Here is a 17,210-nt window from a genome sequence, read left to right as displayed (position 1 = left end):
GTCGATGGGGTGTCCACACTGCCCGACTCTCTGACCATCGGCGAGGTCGCCGACCGCAGCGGTGTCCCGCACACGGCACTGCGGTTCTACGAGGAGCGCGGGCTCATCTTCTCGGAGCGCACGTCGGGCAACCAGCGGCGTTACCCGAGGGCGGTGCTGCGCAGGCTCGCGTTCATCCGCACCGCGCAGCGGGTCGGCCTCAGCCTGGAGGAGATCCACGCCGCCCTGGACACGCTGCCCGAGCGCCGCACCCCCACGAAGCTCGACTGGGCCAGGTTGTCCAAGGCGTGGCGGACCGAACTCGACGCCCGCATCGACGCGCTGCAACGCCTGCGGGACAACCTGACCTCCTGCGTCGGGTGCGGCTGCCTGTCGCTGAAGTCCTGCCACCTGGTCAACACCGACGACCGGCTGGCCGCGTTCGGCCCAGGCGCCCCGCGCCTCAAGGCCGCCAGCGAGGGCGGCATCGACTGACCCGGGGGTCCATGATGGTCCGATGGAACCCTGGAGCCCCATCCACGGCAGGCCGTTCGCCCCGGTCCCCTACCGCCCCGCGCGGATGCCGGTCGACGAGTCCCTGCAGGTCGCCACCCAACTGCGGCAACGGATGCAGGAGCGGCGCACAGTCCGCCACTTCTCCGCCGACCCGGTGCCAGAACAGCTCGTGCTCGACGCGATCGCAGTAGCGGCGACAGCGCCATCCGGAGCACACCAGCAGCCCTGGACGTTCGTCCTCGTGCGCGATCCCGACGTACGCGCCAGGATCCGGGCCGCCGCCGAAGAGGAAGAACGCATCTCCTACGAGGGCAGGCTCGGCGAGGAGTGGCTGTCCGCGTTGCTCCCCCTGGGGACCGACACGCACAAACCGCACCTCACCGACGCACCGTTCCTGCTGGTGGTCTTCGAGCAGCGCTACTTCCTCGACGGCGACACCCAGCACAAGCACTACTACGTCGGCGAGTCCGTCGGCATCGCGGTCGGCATGCTGCTCACCGCGCTGCACCTGTCCGGTCTGGCCGCGCTGACGCACACGCCCAGCCCCATGCGCTTCCTGTCCGAGGTGCTCGACCGGCCGCGCAACGAGAAGGCGTTCGCGGTCATCCCGATCGGCTACCCGGCCGACGACGCCGTGGTGCCCGACCTGGTCCGCAAGGGTATGGACCAGGTGGTCGTCGAGCGGTGACGGCTCAGGAGGTGTACCAGGCGATGGCGCCGCCGACGGCGAGGACGGCGAGCACCGCCAGCACACCGGCGACGACCTTGGCCGTCTTCCACGTCGTGTAGACGCCGCCGACCAGGATGCCCGCCAGGGCGATCAGGGCTACCACGACTACTTCGCGGGGCACTACAGCACACCCTTCGTGGACGGGATGCCGCCGATCCGGGGATCCGGCTCGGCGGCGGCCCGCAGGGCGCGGGCGAATGCCTTGTACTCGGCCTCGGTGATGTGGTGCGGGTCGCGGCCGTGGATGACGCGCAGGTGCAGGGCGATCTGGGCGTGGAAGGCGATCGACTCGAACACGTGCCGGTTGAGCACCGTCGGGTAGTTGCCGCCGACGGTGAAGCCGACCATGACCTCGGGTTCGCCGGTGTGCACGCAGTAGGGCCGACCGGAGACGTCGATGGCGGCGTGCGCCAGGGTCTCGTCCATCGGGATCCAGGCGTCGCCGAAGCGGCGGATGCCCAACTTGTCGCCGAGCGCGGTGCGCAGGGCCTGGCCGAGCACGATCGCGACGTCCTCGACGGTGTGGTGCGCGTCGATGTGGGTGTCGCCGGTCGCGCGGACGACCAGGTCCAGCGCGCCGTGGCTGCCGAATGCGGTCAGCATGTGGTCGTAGAACGGCACGCCGGTGTCGATCTCGACCTTGCCGGAGCCGTCGAGGTCGACCTCGACGAGCACCGAGGACTCCCGGGTGGTCCGCTCGACGCGGCCGACGCGGTTGCTCATCACACGATCTCCTTGCTGGCGGCCAGGAACGCGTCGTTCTCGGCCGGGGTGCCGACGGTGACGCGCAGGTGACCGGGGATGCCGACATCGCGCACGAGCACGCCACGGTCCAAATAGGACTGCCAGGCGGCCTGCGGCGACCCGAACTGTCCGAAGAGGATGAAGTTGGCGTCGCTGGGCACGACGGCGAACCCGAGCCCGGTCAACTCGGCGACCACCCTGTCCCGTTCCGCGGCCAGGGCGTGCACCGACGCAAGCGTTTTCGGGGCGTGCCGGAGCGCGGCGCGGGCGGCGGCCTGGGTCAGCGAGGACAGGTGGTACGGCAGGCGCACCAGCAGCAGCGCGTCGACCACGGCGGGCGCGGCGGCGAGGTAGCCGAGCCTGCCCCCGGCGAAGGCGAACGCCTTGCTCATGGTGCGGCTGACGATGACCCGCGTGGGGAACTCGTCGATCAGGTGCACCGCGCTGTCCTGCGGGGAGAACTCGGCGTACGCCTCGTCGACGACCACGATCCCCGCGGTGGCCTCGACCAGCCTGCGCAGGTCGGCCAGCGGGATCGACTGCCCGGTGGGGTTGTTGGGGCTGGTCACGAACACGACGTCCGGCGCCCGCTCGGCCAGCACGGCCACCGCCGCGTCGACGTCGAGCGAGAAGTCGGCGCGGCGCGGGGTGGGTGCCCAGTCGGTGCGGGTGCCCGCCGCGATGATCGGGTGCATCGAGTACGACGGCTCGAAGCCGAGCGCGGTGCGCCCCGGGCCGCCGAATGCCTGCAGGATCTGCTGGAGGATCTCGTTGGACCCGTTGGCGGCCCACAGGTTCGCCACGGTCAGCGGCGCACCGGTCGCTCCGGCGAGATAAGAGGCCAGGTCGGTGCGTAGAGCGACGGCATCGCGGTCGGGGTAGCGGTGCAGGGTCTCCGCGATCTCCGCGACAGCGGCGGTGAGATCAGCGACCAACTCCGGCGGCGGCGGGTAAGGGTTCTCGTTGGTGTTGAGCTGGACAGGTACGTCCAACTGTGGCGCCCCATATGGTGTGCGACCGCGCAGGTCCTCACGCAGCGGCAGGTCTGACAGCGCCGCCCGCTCCCCGGGGGCGCTCATGCGAGGTCCCGGAAACGCGCGGTGACAGCCTGGCCGTGCGCGGGCAGGTCTTCCGCGTTGGCGAGCGCGACGACGTGACCGGCGACCTCGCGCAGCGCGTCCTCGGTGTAGTCGACGACGTGGATGCCGCGCAGGAACGTCTGCACAGACAGACCTGACGAGTGCCGCGCGCAGCCGCCGGTGGGCAGCACGTGGTTCGAACCGGCGCAGTAGTCGCCGAGTGACACGGGGGCGTAGGCGCCGACGAAGACCGCGCCCGCGTTGCGCACCCGGGCCGCCAGTTCGCGGGCGTTCGCGGTCTGGATCTCCAGGTGCTCGGCCGCGTAGGCGTCGACCACGCGCAGCCCGTCCTCCACAGTGGACACCAACACGGTGCCGGACTGCGGGCCGGACAATGCGGTGGTGACCCGCTCGCTGTGCTTGGTCGCCTTGACCTGCCTGGCGAGTTCGTCGTCGACCGCGTCGGCCAGCTCGACCGAGTCGGTGACCAGGACGCTGGCCGCCAGCGGGTCGTGCTCGGCCTGGCTGATCAGGTCGGCCGCGACGTGCACCGGGTCGGCCCCGGCGTCGGCGAGGATCGCGATCTCGGTCGGCCCGGCCTCGGAGTCGATGCCGATCAGGCCGCGCAGCAGGCGCTTGGCGGCGGTCACGTAGATGTTGCCGGGCCCGGTGATCATGTCGACCGGGTCGAGCGCGGCGCCGTCGGTGTCGGTGCCGCCGTGGGCGAGCAGGGCGACCGCCTGCGCGCCGCCGACCGCCCACACCTCGTCGACGCCGAGCAGCGCGGCGGCGGCCAGGATCGCCGGGTGCGGCCTACCGCCGAAGTCGGCCTGCGCAGGCGAGCACACCACGAGCGACTCGACACCCGCGGCCTGCGCCGGGACGACGTTCATGACCACGCTGGACGGGTACACGGCCAGCCCGCCCGGCACGTAGAGGCCGACCCGGCCGACCGGGACCCAGCGCTCGGTGACGGTGCCGCCCGGGACGACCTGGGTGGTGACGTCGGTGCGCCGCTGGTCGCCGTGCACGCGCCTGGCACGGGCGATCGACTCCTCCAGCGCGGCGCGGACCGCCGGGTCCAGCTCGGCCAGCGCCGTGGTCAGCTCGGCGGCGGGCACCCGCACCGAGGCGGGCCGGACGCCGTCGAACTGCTCGGTGTAGTCCAGGGCGGCGGCGACCCCGCGGGCGCGCACGTCCTCGACGATCGGCCGGACCCGATGCAGCACCTGGTCCACGTCGACCTCGGCCCGCGGCAGCGTGGTGCGCAGCTCGGCGGACGACGGGAGCGCGGAACGCAGATCGGTACGGGAGAGCATGGGGTCCTTCCATCGACGGGACCCGTCAAGAATATGCGCTCGCGTTATGACCGTCCGCGCCCGGTACCGCAGGTCACAGCCTCGCGACCGCGTCGACGGCCCGTTCGATCTGACCGTCGGCGACGAAGTAGTGCGGTGACGCCCGAACTACCTGCTCAAGGCCGCGCCGACTCATGTCGTGGCGGGTCGAGGTCACCCTGCTGACGGTGACGGTGATGTCGCGTTCGGCTAGAGCGGCCTTGACGTCGTCGGCGGCCATACCGTCGACGGTGAAGCTGACGATGCCGCTGGGGTGCTCGCCCAGGTCGCGGACGGTAACCCTGGGCAACGGCGCTAGTCCTGCCCGGAGGCGGTTGGCCCTGTCGGTGACGCTAGCGGCGATGCGGTCGAGGCCCAGGTCCAGCGCGTAGCGGAAGGCCACGAGCAGGCCGAGCCGGTCGGCGATGCTGTTCTCCCACAGTTCGAACACCCTGGCGTCCTCGCGGAGGGCGATCTCGCTCGGTCCGGTCCAGGTGGCACCCGCGAGGTCGACCAGGCGGGGCCGGAGGCGGGCGAGGGCGTCGCGGCGGACGACGAGGACGCCGGTGCCGCGCGGGCCGCGCAGCCACTTGCGGCCGGTGCCGGTGATCACGTCGGCACCGGTGCCCGCGAGGGTGACCGGCAGTTGGCCGATCGACTGGCAGGCGTCGAGGAGGACTAGAGCCCCAGCCTCGCGAGCGATGGCCGCGGCCCCCGCGACCGGGCTGACCACGCCACCGTTGGTGGGCACGTGCACCAGCGAGACCAGCTTGACCCGTTCGTCCAGGGTGTCGCGTAGTGCGTCAAAGTCGATCAGGCCGTCCGCGCCCGATGGCACTAGTTCGACCGTTGCGCCTACCTGCTGGGCCAGGTTCAAGAGTGCGATGGCGTTGCCGCCGTACTCGACCTCGGTAGTGAGGATTCGGTCTCCTTGCCCCAACGGGACCGCGTCGAGGACGGACAACCAGGAACGGGTAGCGCTGTCGGTGAAGGCCACCTCATCAGGCGCGCACCCGAAGAACTCGGCCGCGAGCCCGTAGCCAGCCTCTAGGTCGTCGAGACGCTCTCCGTATGCGCGGTAGCCACCGACCTCGGCCTCACGGCGAACGTGGTTGATGACCTCGTCGACCACGGACTGCGACGGTAGGGACGAACCCGCGCTGTCGAGGAAGACCTGCGTGGCCGCGCTAGGGGTGTCTTCCTGAGCAAGTTCTGCCGAGATCAGTTGGGTGTCCACGCTTGCAGGTTCCACCAAGGCCCCCAGGTGTGGTCGGTACCGGTGGCGTCCACCACCGGCGTGTAGCCGGTCCAGTTGTCTCGTAGGACGTAGCTATGGGTCGGTACGGCCAACACGGCCATCGACGGCGCGGTGGCGTAAGCGCGCTGCAGTGCGCGGAACGCGACGGCGCGTTGGGCCGGGTCGGTCGTGGTGCGCGCGACGTCGAGTGCGGAAGAGGTCTCTCCGCCCGCGGGGTGCAAGAGCGGGTAGAGGGCTTGGTCGAGGGTGAACGGGTCGCCGTAAGAGAACAGCCACGGTGGTGACTTGGCCGTCGAGTCGGCGGTGACCTTGATGCCGATCGCGGCGGCCGCTTTCGTGAACTCGGTGGCCAGGTCGCGGTCGACCACGTCGGTCGGCGGATAGGCCAGGGCGAACTCGGCCCGCTCCCCCGCCTTGACCCGCACGCCGTCCGGACCGGGCACCCACCCGGCAGCGTCGAGGACGGACTTGGCGCGAGTGACGTCGTGGTCGATGTGCGCGCCTGGCTCGACGAACTCCGGGAGCACTGGCGGCACCGGTAGTGACAACGGCACGCCCTGGCCAGCTAGCGCGTCGTTCACGATCTCTTGCCGGTCCACCGCGAGGTTGAGCGCGAGCCGCACGGCAGGGTCAGCGGTCACTCCCTGGTCTGCGAACGCGACAGCGTGCACGTCCGCCGCGCGCTGCTCGACGACGGTGAGGCCATCGGCCTTGCTGAACTCTTGCGCCAACCGCGGCGGTAGCTCTGTCCCGTCGAGTTTGCCCTCACGCATGCGCTTGGCGCGGTCTTGGTCGTCCTGGATGAACTCGACGGTCACGGTCGTGATGGCGGGCCTACCGCCGAAGTAAGCCTTGTTCGCGGTCAGCGTCATCTGCTGACCTGGCCGCCACTCGACGAGTTGGTACGGCCCGGTGCCGATCGGCTTCGCCGGAGTGCTGGCCTGCGCGGGGATACCGAGCACGAGCAGGTCCAAGAAGTCCGCATAGGGCTGACGGAGGTCGAATCGCACAGTGCGCTGGTCGACGGCGTTGACCTTGTCGAGCATCCAGAACCGGTCGCGAAGCGCAGACGCCGGGTCGAGCACCCTGCGGTACGCGGCCGTCACCGCGGCGGCGTCGAGCGCCCCGCCGTTGGTGAACGACACGTCGTCGCGCAAGCGAGCGGTCCAGGACAGGCCGTCCGCGCTCGGCTCCGGCAGGGCACTGGCCAGCACGGCGCGCAGCGTGCCGTTCGGTTGGTGCTCGACCAGGCCGTCGAAGATCTTCGCGGCCCCGAACAGCGCGTACCCGTCCACCGGGTCCAGCGAGTTCGGCTCCGTGGCGACCCCGATCACCACCGACGTGCCCGCCGGGTCACCCGAGGCGGGCGGCGCGGGATCCGGGGTGCAGGCGAGCGTCGCGCAGCCAAGTACCCCCAGGACGATGACGAGAACCGGTCGGCGCGGCAGGATCGGCACAGACGCCGACACTAGTCCACAACCAGGGAGACCCCCGTGCGCGTAGCGCTGAGTCAGATCAGCTCCACCCCGGACCCGGCGGCCAACCTCGACCAGGTCCGCGCCCAGGTCGCGCTCGCCGCCGCCGACAGCGCCAGGATCGTGCTGTTCCCCGAGGCGACGATGGCCAACTTCTCGGTGCCGCTGGGACCGATCGCCGAACCACTGGACGGCCCGTGGGCAACCGCGGTCCGGCAGATCGCCGACGCCGCCGGGGTGGTGGTCGTGGCGGGCATGTTCACCCCGTCGCCGGACGGCCGGGTGCTCAACACGACCCTGGTGACCGGCCAGGGCCTGCACCTGGGCTACGACAAGATCCACCTGTTCGACGCCTTCGGCTTCCAGGAGTCCCGCACGGTCGCCCCCGGCACCGAGGTCGTCACCTTCGACCTCGACGGCCACACCTTCGGCCTCGCGACCTGCTACGACATCCGCTTCCCGGAACTGTTCCTGGCCCTGGCCGACAAGGGCGCCACCACGATCCTGCTCGGCGCGTCGTGGGGTGCGGGCCCCGGCAAGCAGGACCAGTGGAACCTCCTACTCCGAGCCCGCGCCCTCGACTCCACCACCCTGCTCCTGGCCGCCGCCCAAGCCGACCCCGGCCCCATCGAGGGCAACACCCCCCTCGGCATCGGCCACAGCGCCACCATCAGCCCCCGCGGCGAGATCCTGGCCCAACTGGGCCCCGCCCCCGCGACCATCCTGACCGACATCGACCCCACCTTGGTCGAGCAGGCCCGCGCCGCCATCCCAGTCCTGGCCAACCGCCGCCTCTGACCCGTTGCCACTGCCGGGCCAGGTCCTACCCCTGCCCGGCAACCCCAACCCCACACGATTCGCCCACCACCCAACCCTGCGGCGCCTACACGCCAGCGAGCACCCGGCCCCCTAGGCGAAACCCAGCACCTCTGGGCGAACCAGCCCGCGCCAACCAGGCCAACCGTGGCCCCACCCAGAACCGCTACAACCCGCCGCAGGTACCCCCACCGCAACCGCTTCGCGCGCACGCGGTCCCGACCCCGCCCAGCCCCCACCCACTCCGGGGGGCGTCCCAGGTCCCACTCTACCGGCACCCCCCGACAGTGGATCTTGGAACAGGGGGTCCCAAGATCCAGATGTGGATAACTTTTGTCGCCCACATGGGGGAACTCCGGCGCGGAGGCGCACGAAGAGGCGCAGGTCGTGGGGGTGAGGCCGGGTGGCGGCGGGCGCGGGCGGCACAAGTCGGGAGAAACTGCGAGCGGGAGGCGGCGGGATGGACCCCGTTCGCTCCACAAAGGACTTGCGCCGACGATCACCAGCGTCGGTCGGATCCACGGGGACGTGACGGGCGCACGGTGATACGCCTCGTGCCAACCACTCGTTGAGCAGGGAGCGGCAGCGGGCAGCCGAGCTTCGGCGAGCGACTGGCGCGGCCTGCCCGACGGCTAGTCCGCGCGGAGGTCCATGCCGAGGTCGAGGGCGGGTGAGGAGTGGGTGAGGGCGCCGACGGCGAGGTAGTCGATGCCGGTGGCGGCGTAGGCGGGGGCTTGGGGGAGGGTGAGGCCGCCGGAGGCTTCGAGGTGGGTGTTGGTGCCGGTGGCCCGGCGGACGGCCTCGACGCAGTCGGGGATGGTGAAGTTGTCCAGGAGGACGAGTTCGGCGTTCTCGGCCAGGGCCTCGTCGAGTTGGTCCAGGGTGTCGACCTCCACCTCGACCGACAGGTGGGGGGCGTGCGCGCGGGCCGCGAGCAGGGCGGCGCGCACGGAACCGGCGGCGACGACGTGGTTGTCCTTGATGAGGATCGCGTCGCCGAGGCCGAGGCGGTGGTTGACGCCGCCGCCGCAGCGCACCGCGTACTTCTCCAGCAGCCGCAGGCCGGGCAGGGTCTTGCGGGAGTCGCGGACCTGGGCGCCGGTGTCGGCGACCGCGGACACCCAGGCGGCCGTGGTGGTCGCGATGCCCGACAGGTGGCACAGGAAGTTCAACGCGGTGCGCTCGGCGGTCAGCAGTTGCCGGACGTTGCCCCGCACGACCAGGACCGGCTTGCCCGGCAGCACGGCCGACCCGTCCTCCACACAGGACTCGACGGCCAGGTCCGGCACGACCAGCCGCAACACCTCCAGCGCCACCGGCACCCCGGCGACGACCCCACCCCGGCGCGGGGTGAACTCGGCGACCGCCACCGCCGACGCGGGGACCGTGGCCTCCGTCGTCGCGTCCGGCCCGTAGCGCAGGTCCTCCTCGAGAGCCGTCCGCACGGCCCGCACCATGTCATCCCGGTCGATCACGCCGCACCTCGCCCAGCCGTCACGTTCGCCCACCCCGGAGTGATCACGCCGCACCGCGGTGGGCGTTGATGGTGCCCAGCACCGGCTGACCGGTGGGGGTCAGCCGGACCAGTTGGCTGTGCCGCCAGGTTTCCTCGCGCTGGGGGAAGTCGAGGCGCACGTGGCAGCCGCGGGACTCCCGCCGTTGCGAGGCCGAGGCGATGAGCGCACGGCCGACGAGGGTCAGCGCCGCGTCCTCGACCAGCACCCGCGACGTCAGCGAACGATCCACAACGGACACATCGAGGACCGATCCGACCACGGCCAACCCCTCGGCGTCACGGCCGATGGCGGCGTAGCGGCTCATCACCCGCTGCAGCGAGTCGCGATCCGCCACCGGGGCGACCGGCAGCGCGCCGACGACGGCCGCGCGAGGGTCAGCCAACCGGCCACAGGCCAGATCAGCGGCGACCGCCTCGGCGGCCCGCGCCCCCACGACCAGTCCCTCCAGCAAGCTGTTGGACGCCAACCGGTTCGCGCCGTGCAGGCCGTTGCTCGCGACCTCACCCGCCGCGTACAGGCCGACGACCGGCGTGCGTCCATCCACATCGGACATCACACCGCCACACGCGAAGTGCGCGGCGGGCGCCACCGGGATCGGCTGCACGGACGGGTCGACGCCTGCCGAGGCGCAGGCCGCGTACACCGTCGGGAACCGCGTGCGGAACGTCGCGGCGTCGAGGTGGGTCGCGTCGAGGAAGACGTGGTCGTCGACGCCGCCGCGCTCCAGGGCCATGTGGCGGGTGATGGCGGCGGCCACGACATCGCGCGGGGCCAGGTCGGCCAGCGGGTGCACCCCCTGCATCACGCGCTCCCCCAGCGCATCGATGAGAACGGCGCCCTCGCCGCGCACGGCCTCGGTGACCAACGGGCACCGTCCCCGCGCACCCTGCCCCGTGTACAGGACAGTCGGGTGGAACTGCACGAACTCGACGTCCGCAACAGGCGCCCCAGCGCGCAACGCCAGCGCCAGGCCGTCCCCCGTTGCGACATCAGGGTTCGACGTCGCCTGGTAGAGCTGTCCGAGTCCGCCCGTTGCGAGCAGTACCGCCGAGGCCGTCAACACGCCGGGCACGCCAGCACCGTCGAGCACGTGCAGCCCCGCCACCGCACCGGACGGCGTCTTCAGCGCCTGCACGGCAACGTGGTTCTCCAGCACCGGGAGCCGGCCGTCGCGAGCCGCCGAGAGCAACGCGCGCTCGACCTCCGCACCCGTTGCGTCCCCGCCCGCGTGCACCACCCGGAACGCGGTGTGCCCGCCCTCGCGGGTCCGCGCCAACCTGCCGTCGGCACCGGAGTCGAACACCGCCCCCAGGTCCATCAGCCGGGCCACCGCGGCCGGGCCACCGAAGACGATCTCGCGCACGGCCGCCTCGTCGCACAGCCCGGCACCGGCCACCAGCGTGTCCGCGACGTGCCGCTCGACCGAGTCGCCCTCGTCGTGCTCACCGGGCAGCACCACCGCGACGCCGCCCTGCGCCCAGCGGGTGTTCCCGTCGCCCGCGGCCCCCTTGGTGACCACGAGGACCCGCAGCCCCAACGACTGCGCGCGCAGTGCCGCGGTCAGCCCCGCGACGCCCGTCCCGACGATGACCAGGTCGGCGCGGGCCTCCCAGCACGGGCTCATTCCCCACCGCCGGGTTGGCCGATCTCGATCATGCGCTGCACCGCGCCGCGCGCCCTGGCGGCGGTGTCGGGGTCGACGTGCACCTCGTCGCGGTTCTCCCGCAGCGACCGCAGCAGCGCCGCCGGGGTGATCATCTTCATGTACCGGCACGAGGCGCGGTCGTTGACGGCGGAGAACTCGATGTCCGGCGCCGCCTTGCGCAGCTGGTGGATCATGCCGATCTCGGTGGCCACCAGCACCGACGTGGCCTTGGTCGCCCGCGCCTGGGTCACCATGTCGCCGGTGGAGAGGATCTTGACCCGCTCCGGGGCCACGATGCCCTCGCCCGCGAGGTAGAGCGCCGAGGTCGCGCACCCGCACTCGGGGTGGATGAACAGGTCGGCGTCGGGGTTGGCGGCGGCCCGCTCGGCGAGCTCCGGGCCGTTGATGCCCGCGTGCACGTGGCACTCCCCGGCCCAGATGTGCATGTTCTCCCGGCCGGTCTCGCGCTTGACGTGCGCGCCGAGGAACTGGTCGGGCAGGAAGAGCACCTCGCGGTCGGCCGGGATCGAGCGCACGACGTCGACGGCGTTGGACGAGGTGCAGCAGATGTCGGTCTCGGCCTTCACCTCGGCGGTGGTGTTCACGTAGGACACCACCACCGCGCCGGGGTGCTCGGCCTTCCACGCGCGCAGCTCGGCGCCGGTGATGGAGTCGGCGAGCGAGCAGCCCGCGCGCTCGTCCGGGATCAGGACGGTCTTCTCGGGACTCAGGATCTTCGCGGTCTCGGCCATGAAGTGCACGCCGCAGAAGATGATGGTCGATGCCGAGCTGGAGGCGGCGATGCGGCTGAGCGCCAGCGAGTCACCGGTGTGGTCGGCGATGTCCTGGATCTCGGGCAGCTGGTAGTTGTGCGCCAGCAGCACCGCGTCCCGCTCCCGCGCGAGCTCGCGCACCTCGTCCCGCCACGCGGCGTCCGCCTCCACCCCGCCGTAGGGGGTCAGGTCGATCGTGTCCGCGGTCATGGGGTCCTCCTGTCGTGTCCGATTTCCGATCCCGAGGTTTTCGCCTTAGGATCGAAAACATGACCGATGCTACCACCGGCGCCCCACCGCTCGTCCACGAAGTACTGGCCGCGGTGCTGCAGGTGAGGCAGGGATCACTGCGCGTGCTGCTGTGGGAGCGCGCCATGGAACCGCACGCGCACCGCTGGTCACTGCCGGGCGGGCGGCTGCGCGCCGACGAGGACGTCGAGGCATCGATCCGCAGGCAGCTGGCGGAGAAGGTGGACGTGCGGCAGGTGTCGCACGTGGAGCAACTGGCGGTGTTCAGCGCGCCGGAGCGGGTCCCCGGTCCCCGGGTCGTCGCCACCGCGTTCCTCTGCCTGGTGCCCTCCCACCTGGACCCGGAGCTGCCGGAGGACACCGCGTGGCAGCCGCTGTCGGCGCTGCCGCGGACGGCCTTCGACCACGAGTCGATCGCCTTACGCGCACGTAATCGGCTGCGCGCGAAGCTGTCTTACACAAACATCGGTTTTGCCCTCGCCCCGCCCGTGTTCACCATCTCCGCGCTGCGGGAGCTGTACTCGGCCGCGCTGGGCTACCGGGTGTCGGCGACCAACCTGCAGCGGGTGCTGTCGCGGCGGGGGCTGCTGGAGCCGACCGGGGAGACCGCGCGACCGGGTCGGGCCGGTGGGCGACCGGCGGCGCAGTTCCGGTTCGCCGACAGCACAATGGCCGTCACCGACCCGTTCGCGGTGCTCAAGCCCCCTGCAGCCGAGCGCGGGAGGTAGCCGGGAAGCGACCGGCCGCCACTATCGGACAGCGGGCGGTTGCGCTTCGTCGTAGCGTTGTCGCGTGGCCGATTCGCTTCCGCTGTTCCCGCTTCGGGCGGTGCTGCTCCCCGGGGCGAACCTGCCTTTGCACATCTTCGAGCCCCGCTACCGGCAGCTGACCGTCGACCTGGTGACCGGCGCGCTGCCCGAACGCGTGTTCGGCGTGGTCGCGCTGCAGCCCTCCACCGACCACGAGGTCACCGACATCTCCCAGCTGCGCCCGATCGGCTGCTCGGCGGCGTTGCGGCAGGCCAAGCGGCTGCCGGACGGCCGCTACGACATCATCAGCACCGGTGACCGCCGGTTCCGGCTGCTGGAGATCGACACCACCGCCGCCCCCTACCTGATGGGGACCGTGGAGTGGGTGCCCGACACCGAGCAGCCCACCTCGGCGGTGGAGTCGGTGACGATGCTGGTGGACGCCGCCAGGGCCGCGCACCGCCGCTACTGCAACGCGGCCTGGCGCAGCGACGACTGGACCGAGCCGGACGCCGACACCGAGACGGTGAAGCTGGCGCACACCCTCGCGGCGGACTGCCTGCTCAGCCTGGAGGACCGGCAGCGGCTGCTCGAGGAGACCAGGCCGCTGCACCGGCTGCGGATGGTCGGGCAACTGCTCAACCGGGAGGCGGGGATCCTCTCGGCCCTGCACGCGGTTCCGGCGCCACCGTCGGAGTTCAACACCCCGCTCTGCCTGAACTAGCCGCTTCCCGCCCAAGATCATCCGTATCGAGCAGCCCCCGATACACAGCCTTCCGCCGCGCACCGACAGGGATCGGTGCGCGGGCGGGAGGCTGTGGAGCGTCACGGGGATGTGGACAAGATGGTTGTGGACGGCGTGGTTGGACAATGTGGCTGTGGACGACTCCGTGGTTCGCGGAGCAGGCGGTGGTCCTGTGGGTGACTCGCGAGTGGCGTGACGGTCCCGCGGTCGCTGCCGGTCGCGGTAGTGCGCGAGCGGCGGGCGGGGGCGTCGGCCGGGGTCGCGGTCTGCCTTGGACTCCGGTGGGGCGCGGGTCAGCCGAGGCGGCGGCCCAGGTCGTCGTGGCCGTTCCAGGCGGCGGCGATGCCGTAGCTGAGGGCGGTGCCGAGCGGCCAGGCGAGGACGGCCCAGGCGGATTCCAGGCGGGGGGCCAGGGTCAGCACGTCACCGACGGCGGGTGCGGCGGGCAGCGCGAACCGGGCCTGCGCCCACGACAGCCCCACCTGGTACGCCAACCACGCGGCCAGCGCCGAGCCGAGCACGGCGGCGACCAGCAGCACCGGGCCCCGGCGTTCGCGCAGCAGCCACACCGCGGCACCGCTGACGATGCCCGCGGCCAGGCCGAGGAGCATGAACAGCACCAGGTCGTCGAACCGGTGGTAGCTCTCCGTGCGCAGCGCGACCGGGGTGCCGTCCTCCACGACCTGCACCAGCAGCCCCGGCGCGAGCCTCGACCACAGGTAGCCGACGGCGAGACCGAGCAACGAGACCGTGGACAGGACGCTCACCGCGGGCAGCAGGTCGCGCTTGAGGTGCACCTGCGGCGGGACGCGGTCGGCCACCGACGTCGGGTACGCGGGCAGCGCTCCGGGCGGCACGGGTAGTGGCTCCTGCGCGTCCTGCGTCCGCACCGGCTGATCCGCCACCCGTCGACCTCCACCTCACCGCACTCGGACCGGGTCCGGTCCGCCAGCGAGACTAGCCCGTCCGCGCCGCGCTGGTCGTGTCACCGTGCCTGCTGCACCGCGCGGACCAGCCGACCGGGGTCACCTGGACCACCATCCGGCGGGCGCAGTCGGGGCAGAAGCGCGGTGGCTCCAACGCGGCGCGCGGACCGCGGCAGCCGGGGTGCTCGCCCTCGGCGTCGGGTCGGCCGCAGTGCACGCAGTACACGGGTGGCTCCTAGAGCGTGTCGCTGAGTGCCTTGATCGGCATCTTCAGGTCGGCCAGCATGTCCAGGTCGCGCTGGGCCGGGCGGCCGAGGTTGGTCAGGTAGTTGCCGACGATGATCGCGTTGACACCGCCGAGCATGCCCTTCTCGGCGCCGAGGTCGCCGAGGGTCAGCTCGCGACCGCCCGCGAAGCGCAGCATGGTGCGCGGCAGGGCGAGCCGGAACGCGCCGACCAGCTTGAGCGCCTCGCGGCCCTCGATCGGCTCGTACGCCTCGTACGGGGTGCCCGGCTGCGGGATGAGGAAGTTCATCGGGACCTCGTGCGGGTCCAGCTCCGCGAGCTGCACGGCGAACTCGGCGCGCTGCTCGGCGGTCTCGCCCATGCCGAGGATGCCGCCGCTGCAGACCTCCATGCCCGCCTCGCGCACCATCCGCAGGGTGTCCCAGCGCTCCTCCCAGGAGTGCGTGGTGACCACGTTCGGGAAGTGCGAGCGGGCCGTCTCCAGGTTGTGGTTGTAGCGGTGCACGCCCATCGCGACCAGCTCGTCGACCTGCTCCTGGGTGAGCATGCCCAGCGAGCAGGCGATCTGGATGTCGTTGCCGGACTCGCGGATGGCCTTGATGCCGTCGCGGACCTGGGAGAGCAACCGGGCGTCGGGGCCGCGCACGGCGGCGACGATGCAGAACTCGGTGGCGCCGGTGAGCGCGGTCTGCCTGGCGGCCTCGACCAGGCCGGGGATGTCGAGCCAGGCGGAGCGGACCGGGGTGGGGAAGCGGCCGGACTGCGAGCAGAAGTGGCAGTCCTCCGGGCAGCCGCCGGTCTTGAGGCTGATGATGCCCTCGACCTCGACCTCCGGGCCGCACCAGCGCATCCGGACCTCGTGCGCGAGCGCGAGCAGGTCGTCGAGGCGGTCGTCGGCCAGCCGGAGGACCTCGAGCACCTGCTGCTCGGTGAGGCCGACCCCGCGCTCGAGCACCTGCTCGCGGGCGACGGCCAGCACGTCATCTGCGGGCGCGCTGTCGTGGGTGCGCTCGTCGGCGGCGGCGGTCACAGGGGTCCTCCTCGGGGGGTTGGCCCAGGTTGGGGTCAGTGCGTCAGTCTGCCGCATCGACCTGGCCTGGATGAGCGATGAATGTCACGCGGGGTGCGTGTCGGCGAAGTCCTTGGCGTCGAAGGTGCCGCCGAGCACGGGGGCCAGCGCGGCCCGCGCGACCTGCGTGAACGCGGCCGGGTCGAGCGCGGCGGCGCCCGCGGGGATCGCGCCGAGCAGCGGGGCGCCCGCGACCACCGGCAGGTCCTCCACGTTGCACCGGGTGGCGAGGTCGGGGGTTTCGGGCCAGGAGCCGATGACGACGCCGCAGAAGACGACACCCCGACGGCGCAGGGCCTCCGCGGTCAGCGCGGTGGCGTTGAGGGTGCCGAGACCGGCCTCCGCGACCACCACGACCGGCGCGCCCAGGGCCCACGCGACATCGGCGAGGGTGCCGCCGTCGGGGTCGAAGCGCACCAGGAGGCCGCCCGCGCCCTCCACAAGCACCAGGTCGTGGTCGCGGTCCAGCTCGACGGCCGCGGCGGCGACCTCGGACGGGCGCACCGGCGGCATGCCGACCCGGCGGGCCGCGGTGTCGGGGGCGAGCGGGTCGGGGAAGCGGCGCAATTCCCTGGTGGTCACCGCCGGGACCCGGGCGGCGACCTCGTCGACGTCACCCGGCTCGGTCGCGGTGACACCGGTCTGCGCCGGTTTGAGCACGGCCACCCGCTGGCCGTTGGCCGCGGCCAGCGCGGCGATCCCGGCGGTGACGACGGTCTTGCCGACGCCGGTGCCGGTCCCGGTGATCACGAGGACACTCACGGGCACACAGGTTAGCGGTTGATAACTTCCACGACGCCCCGGCCGGGCTAGGGTCGGGTGTGACCACCGATACCGTCGTGCTCTACAGCGCCGGGTGGTGCGGCGACTGCCGCCGCGCCAAGTCCTGGCTCACCACCAACGCGATCCCCTTCACCGAGATCGACGTCGAGAACGACCCCGAGTCCCGCGCCATCGCCATGGCACTCGCCGAAGGCCGCCGCACCATCCCGGTCCTGCTCCTACCGGGCGGCGGCGTGCTCGTGGAACCGACCAACGCCGAACTCGCCACCGCCCTCGGCTGACCCCGCTTGCCCCTGCCGGGTGAACTCCCCCGCCACCACGCCGCCCTCCCCGCGAAACGCCCAGGTCGCGCCATCCACAACCCCGGAGTTGTCCACAGCCCGCGCCAACTCCCCGGCTCCGCAACCGTCGCCCGATAGACTGGCGTCGGGGCAGCCCCCCGGAGAGGGTGGGGGCTGGGGTCGGTTCGGGGGCGGCCTCCGGAAACGGGCGGCGGGCGGGCGGCGGGGGCGACGGCCGTGCGGCGGGGGCAAGGGGCGACGGCGGGGGTGAAGGGCGACGGCAGGGGCAAGGG

At 72.1% G+C, this 17,210-nt stretch carries 19 protein-coding genes; 6 read left to right on the top strand and 13 right to left on the bottom strand.

Going from position 1 to position 17,210, the window contains the following annotated elements; all coding sequences use genetic code 11:
• Positions 1-9: 9 nt before the first annotated feature.
• Both soxR and CLV68_RS13975 read left to right on the top strand, forming a co-directional pair.
• Positions 10-474: a redox-sensitive transcriptional activator SoxR gene (gene soxR / locus CLV68_RS13980; RefSeq protein WP_092778892.1), complete on the top strand. Its 465-nt coding sequence runs from the start codon at positions 10-12 to the stop codon at positions 472-474.
• Positions 475-496: 22 nt separating this feature from the next.
• Complete coding sequence (locus CLV68_RS13975; RefSeq protein ID WP_121390724.1) at positions 497-1,183, top strand: nitroreductase family protein; 687 nt, start codon at positions 497-499, stop codon at positions 1,181-1,183.
• A gap of 4 nt (positions 1,184-1,187) precedes the next feature.
• Here the strand turns inward: CLV68_RS13975 and CLV68_RS33890 are convergent, their stop codons facing one another.
• The 6 genes from CLV68_RS33890 to CLV68_RS13950 all read right to left on the bottom strand — a co-directional run bounded on the left by CLV68_RS33890 (position 1,188) and on the right by CLV68_RS13950 (position 7,100).
• The gene (locus CLV68_RS33890; RefSeq protein WP_170224282.1) at positions 1,188-1,346 is read right to left on the bottom strand and encodes a hypothetical protein; all 159 of its coding nucleotides are present in this window, start codon (positions 1,344-1,346) and stop codon (positions 1,188-1,190) included.
• Positions 1,346-1,948 (bottom strand): imidazoleglycerol-phosphate dehydratase HisB, encoded by a 603-nt coding sequence (hisB, locus tag CLV68_RS13970; RefSeq protein WP_121390723.1) that lies wholly within the window; start codon positions 1,946-1,948, stop codon positions 1,346-1,348. Before hisB ends, CLV68_RS33890 begins: the two co-directional genes overlap by 1 nt.
• Positions 1,948-3,048 (bottom strand): histidinol-phosphate transaminase, encoded by a 1,101-nt coding sequence (locus tag CLV68_RS13965; RefSeq protein WP_121390722.1) that lies wholly within the window; start codon positions 3,046-3,048, stop codon positions 1,948-1,950. Before CLV68_RS13965 ends, hisB begins: the two co-directional genes overlap by 1 nt.
• Positions 3,045-4,367 carry a histidinol dehydrogenase gene (hisD, locus tag CLV68_RS13960; protein WP_121390721.1) on the bottom strand — a complete coding sequence of 441 codons (1,323 nt, stop codon included), beginning with the start codon at positions 4,365-4,367 and terminating at the stop codon, positions 3,045-3,047. The genes CLV68_RS13965 and hisD overlap by 4 nt, the downstream gene beginning before the upstream one ends.
• A 73-nt stretch (positions 4,368-4,440) precedes the next feature.
• The gene (locus CLV68_RS13955) at positions 4,441-5,622 is read right to left on the bottom strand and encodes an aminotransferase class V-fold PLP-dependent enzyme (RefSeq protein ID WP_246009805.1); all 1,182 of its coding nucleotides are present in this window, start codon (positions 5,620-5,622) and stop codon (positions 4,441-4,443) included.
• Positions 5,607-7,100: an ABC transporter substrate-binding protein gene (locus CLV68_RS13950; protein ID WP_170224280.1), complete on the bottom strand. Its 1,494-nt coding sequence runs from the start codon at positions 7,098-7,100 to the stop codon at positions 5,607-5,609. Before CLV68_RS13950 ends, CLV68_RS13955 begins: the two co-directional genes overlap by 16 nt.
• A 36-nt stretch (positions 7,101-7,136) precedes the next feature.
• On the opposite strand from CLV68_RS13950, the gene CLV68_RS13945 reads away from it, so the two are divergent.
• Positions 7,137-7,916 (top strand): carbon-nitrogen hydrolase family protein, encoded by a 780-nt coding sequence (locus CLV68_RS13945; protein WP_121391193.1) that lies wholly within the window; start codon positions 7,137-7,139, stop codon positions 7,914-7,916.
• A gap of 650 nt (positions 7,917-8,566) precedes the next feature.
• Here the strand turns inward: CLV68_RS13945 and nadC are convergent.
• The 3 genes from nadC to nadA form a co-directional block, all read right to left on the bottom strand.
• Positions 8,567-9,391: a carboxylating nicotinate-nucleotide diphosphorylase gene (gene nadC, locus CLV68_RS13940; RefSeq protein WP_121391192.1), complete on the bottom strand. Its 825-nt coding sequence runs from the start codon at positions 9,389-9,391 to the stop codon at positions 8,567-8,569.
• Positions 9,392-9,452: 61 nt separating this feature from the next.
• On the bottom strand, positions 9,453-11,075 hold the full coding sequence (locus tag CLV68_RS13935; protein ID WP_121390718.1) for an L-aspartate oxidase: 1,623 nt from the start codon (positions 11,073-11,075) through the stop codon (positions 9,453-9,455).
• On the bottom strand, positions 11,072-12,079 hold the full coding sequence (gene nadA, locus CLV68_RS13930; RefSeq protein ID WP_121390717.1) for a quinolinate synthase NadA: 1,008 nt from the start codon (positions 12,077-12,079) through the stop codon (positions 11,072-11,074). Before nadA ends, CLV68_RS13935 begins: the two co-directional genes overlap by 4 nt.
• Before the next feature lie 59 nt (positions 12,080-12,138).
• Here nadA and CLV68_RS13925 point away from each other — a divergent pair, with 59 nt between their 5' ends.
• Both CLV68_RS13925 and CLV68_RS13920 read left to right on the top strand, forming a co-directional pair.
• A complete protein-coding gene (locus CLV68_RS13925; RefSeq protein ID WP_281274660.1) occupies positions 12,139-12,846 on the top strand; it encodes an NUDIX hydrolase in 708 nt (235 codons plus the stop codon).
• A 64-nt stretch (positions 12,847-12,910) separates the two neighbouring features.
• The gene (locus CLV68_RS13920; RefSeq protein WP_092778877.1) at positions 12,911-13,591 is read left to right on the top strand and encodes an LON peptidase substrate-binding domain-containing protein; all 681 of its coding nucleotides are present in this window, start codon (positions 12,911-12,913) and stop codon (positions 13,589-13,591) included.
• Positions 13,592-13,905: 314 nt separating this feature from the next.
• Here CLV68_RS13920 and CLV68_RS13915 read toward each other — a convergent pair whose 3' ends face one another.
• The 4 genes from CLV68_RS13915 to bioD all read right to left on the bottom strand — a co-directional run bounded on the left by CLV68_RS13915 (position 13,906) and on the right by bioD (position 16,615).
• Positions 13,906-14,517 (bottom strand): DUF2567 domain-containing protein, encoded by a 612-nt coding sequence (locus tag CLV68_RS13915; protein ID WP_121390716.1) that lies wholly within the window; start codon positions 14,515-14,517, stop codon positions 13,906-13,908.
• Positions 14,518-14,569: 52 nt separating this feature from the next.
• Positions 14,570-14,764, bottom strand: coding sequence for a biotin synthase auxiliary protein BsaP (gene bsaP / locus CLV68_RS13910; RefSeq protein WP_092778875.1), 195 nt, complete (start codon positions 14,762-14,764; stop codon positions 14,570-14,572).
• A 9-nt stretch (positions 14,765-14,773) separates the two neighbouring features.
• Positions 14,774-15,814: a biotin synthase BioB gene (bioB, locus tag CLV68_RS13905; RefSeq protein ID WP_092778874.1), complete on the bottom strand. Its 1,041-nt coding sequence runs from the start codon at positions 15,812-15,814 to the stop codon at positions 14,774-14,776.
• A gap of 84 nt (positions 15,815-15,898) precedes the next feature.
• Positions 15,899-16,615 carry a dethiobiotin synthase gene (bioD, locus tag CLV68_RS13900; RefSeq protein ID WP_121390715.1) on the bottom strand — a complete coding sequence of 239 codons (717 nt, stop codon included), beginning with the start codon at positions 16,613-16,615 and terminating at the stop codon, positions 15,899-15,901.
• Positions 16,616-16,674: 59 nt separating this feature from the next.
• On the opposite strand from bioD, the gene CLV68_RS13895 reads away from it, so the two are divergent.
• A complete protein-coding gene (locus tag CLV68_RS13895; RefSeq protein WP_121390714.1) occupies positions 16,675-16,917 on the top strand; it encodes a glutaredoxin family protein in 243 nt (80 codons plus the stop codon).
• Positions 16,918-17,210 lie beyond the last annotated feature (293 nt).

The sequence above is a fragment of the Actinokineospora cianjurensis genome (genome assembly GCF_003663795.1).
GTDB lineage: Bacteria > Actinomycetota > Actinomycetes > Mycobacteriales > Pseudonocardiaceae > Actinokineospora > Actinokineospora terrae.
This window is presented reverse-complemented; position numbering and strand designations above follow the sequence as displayed.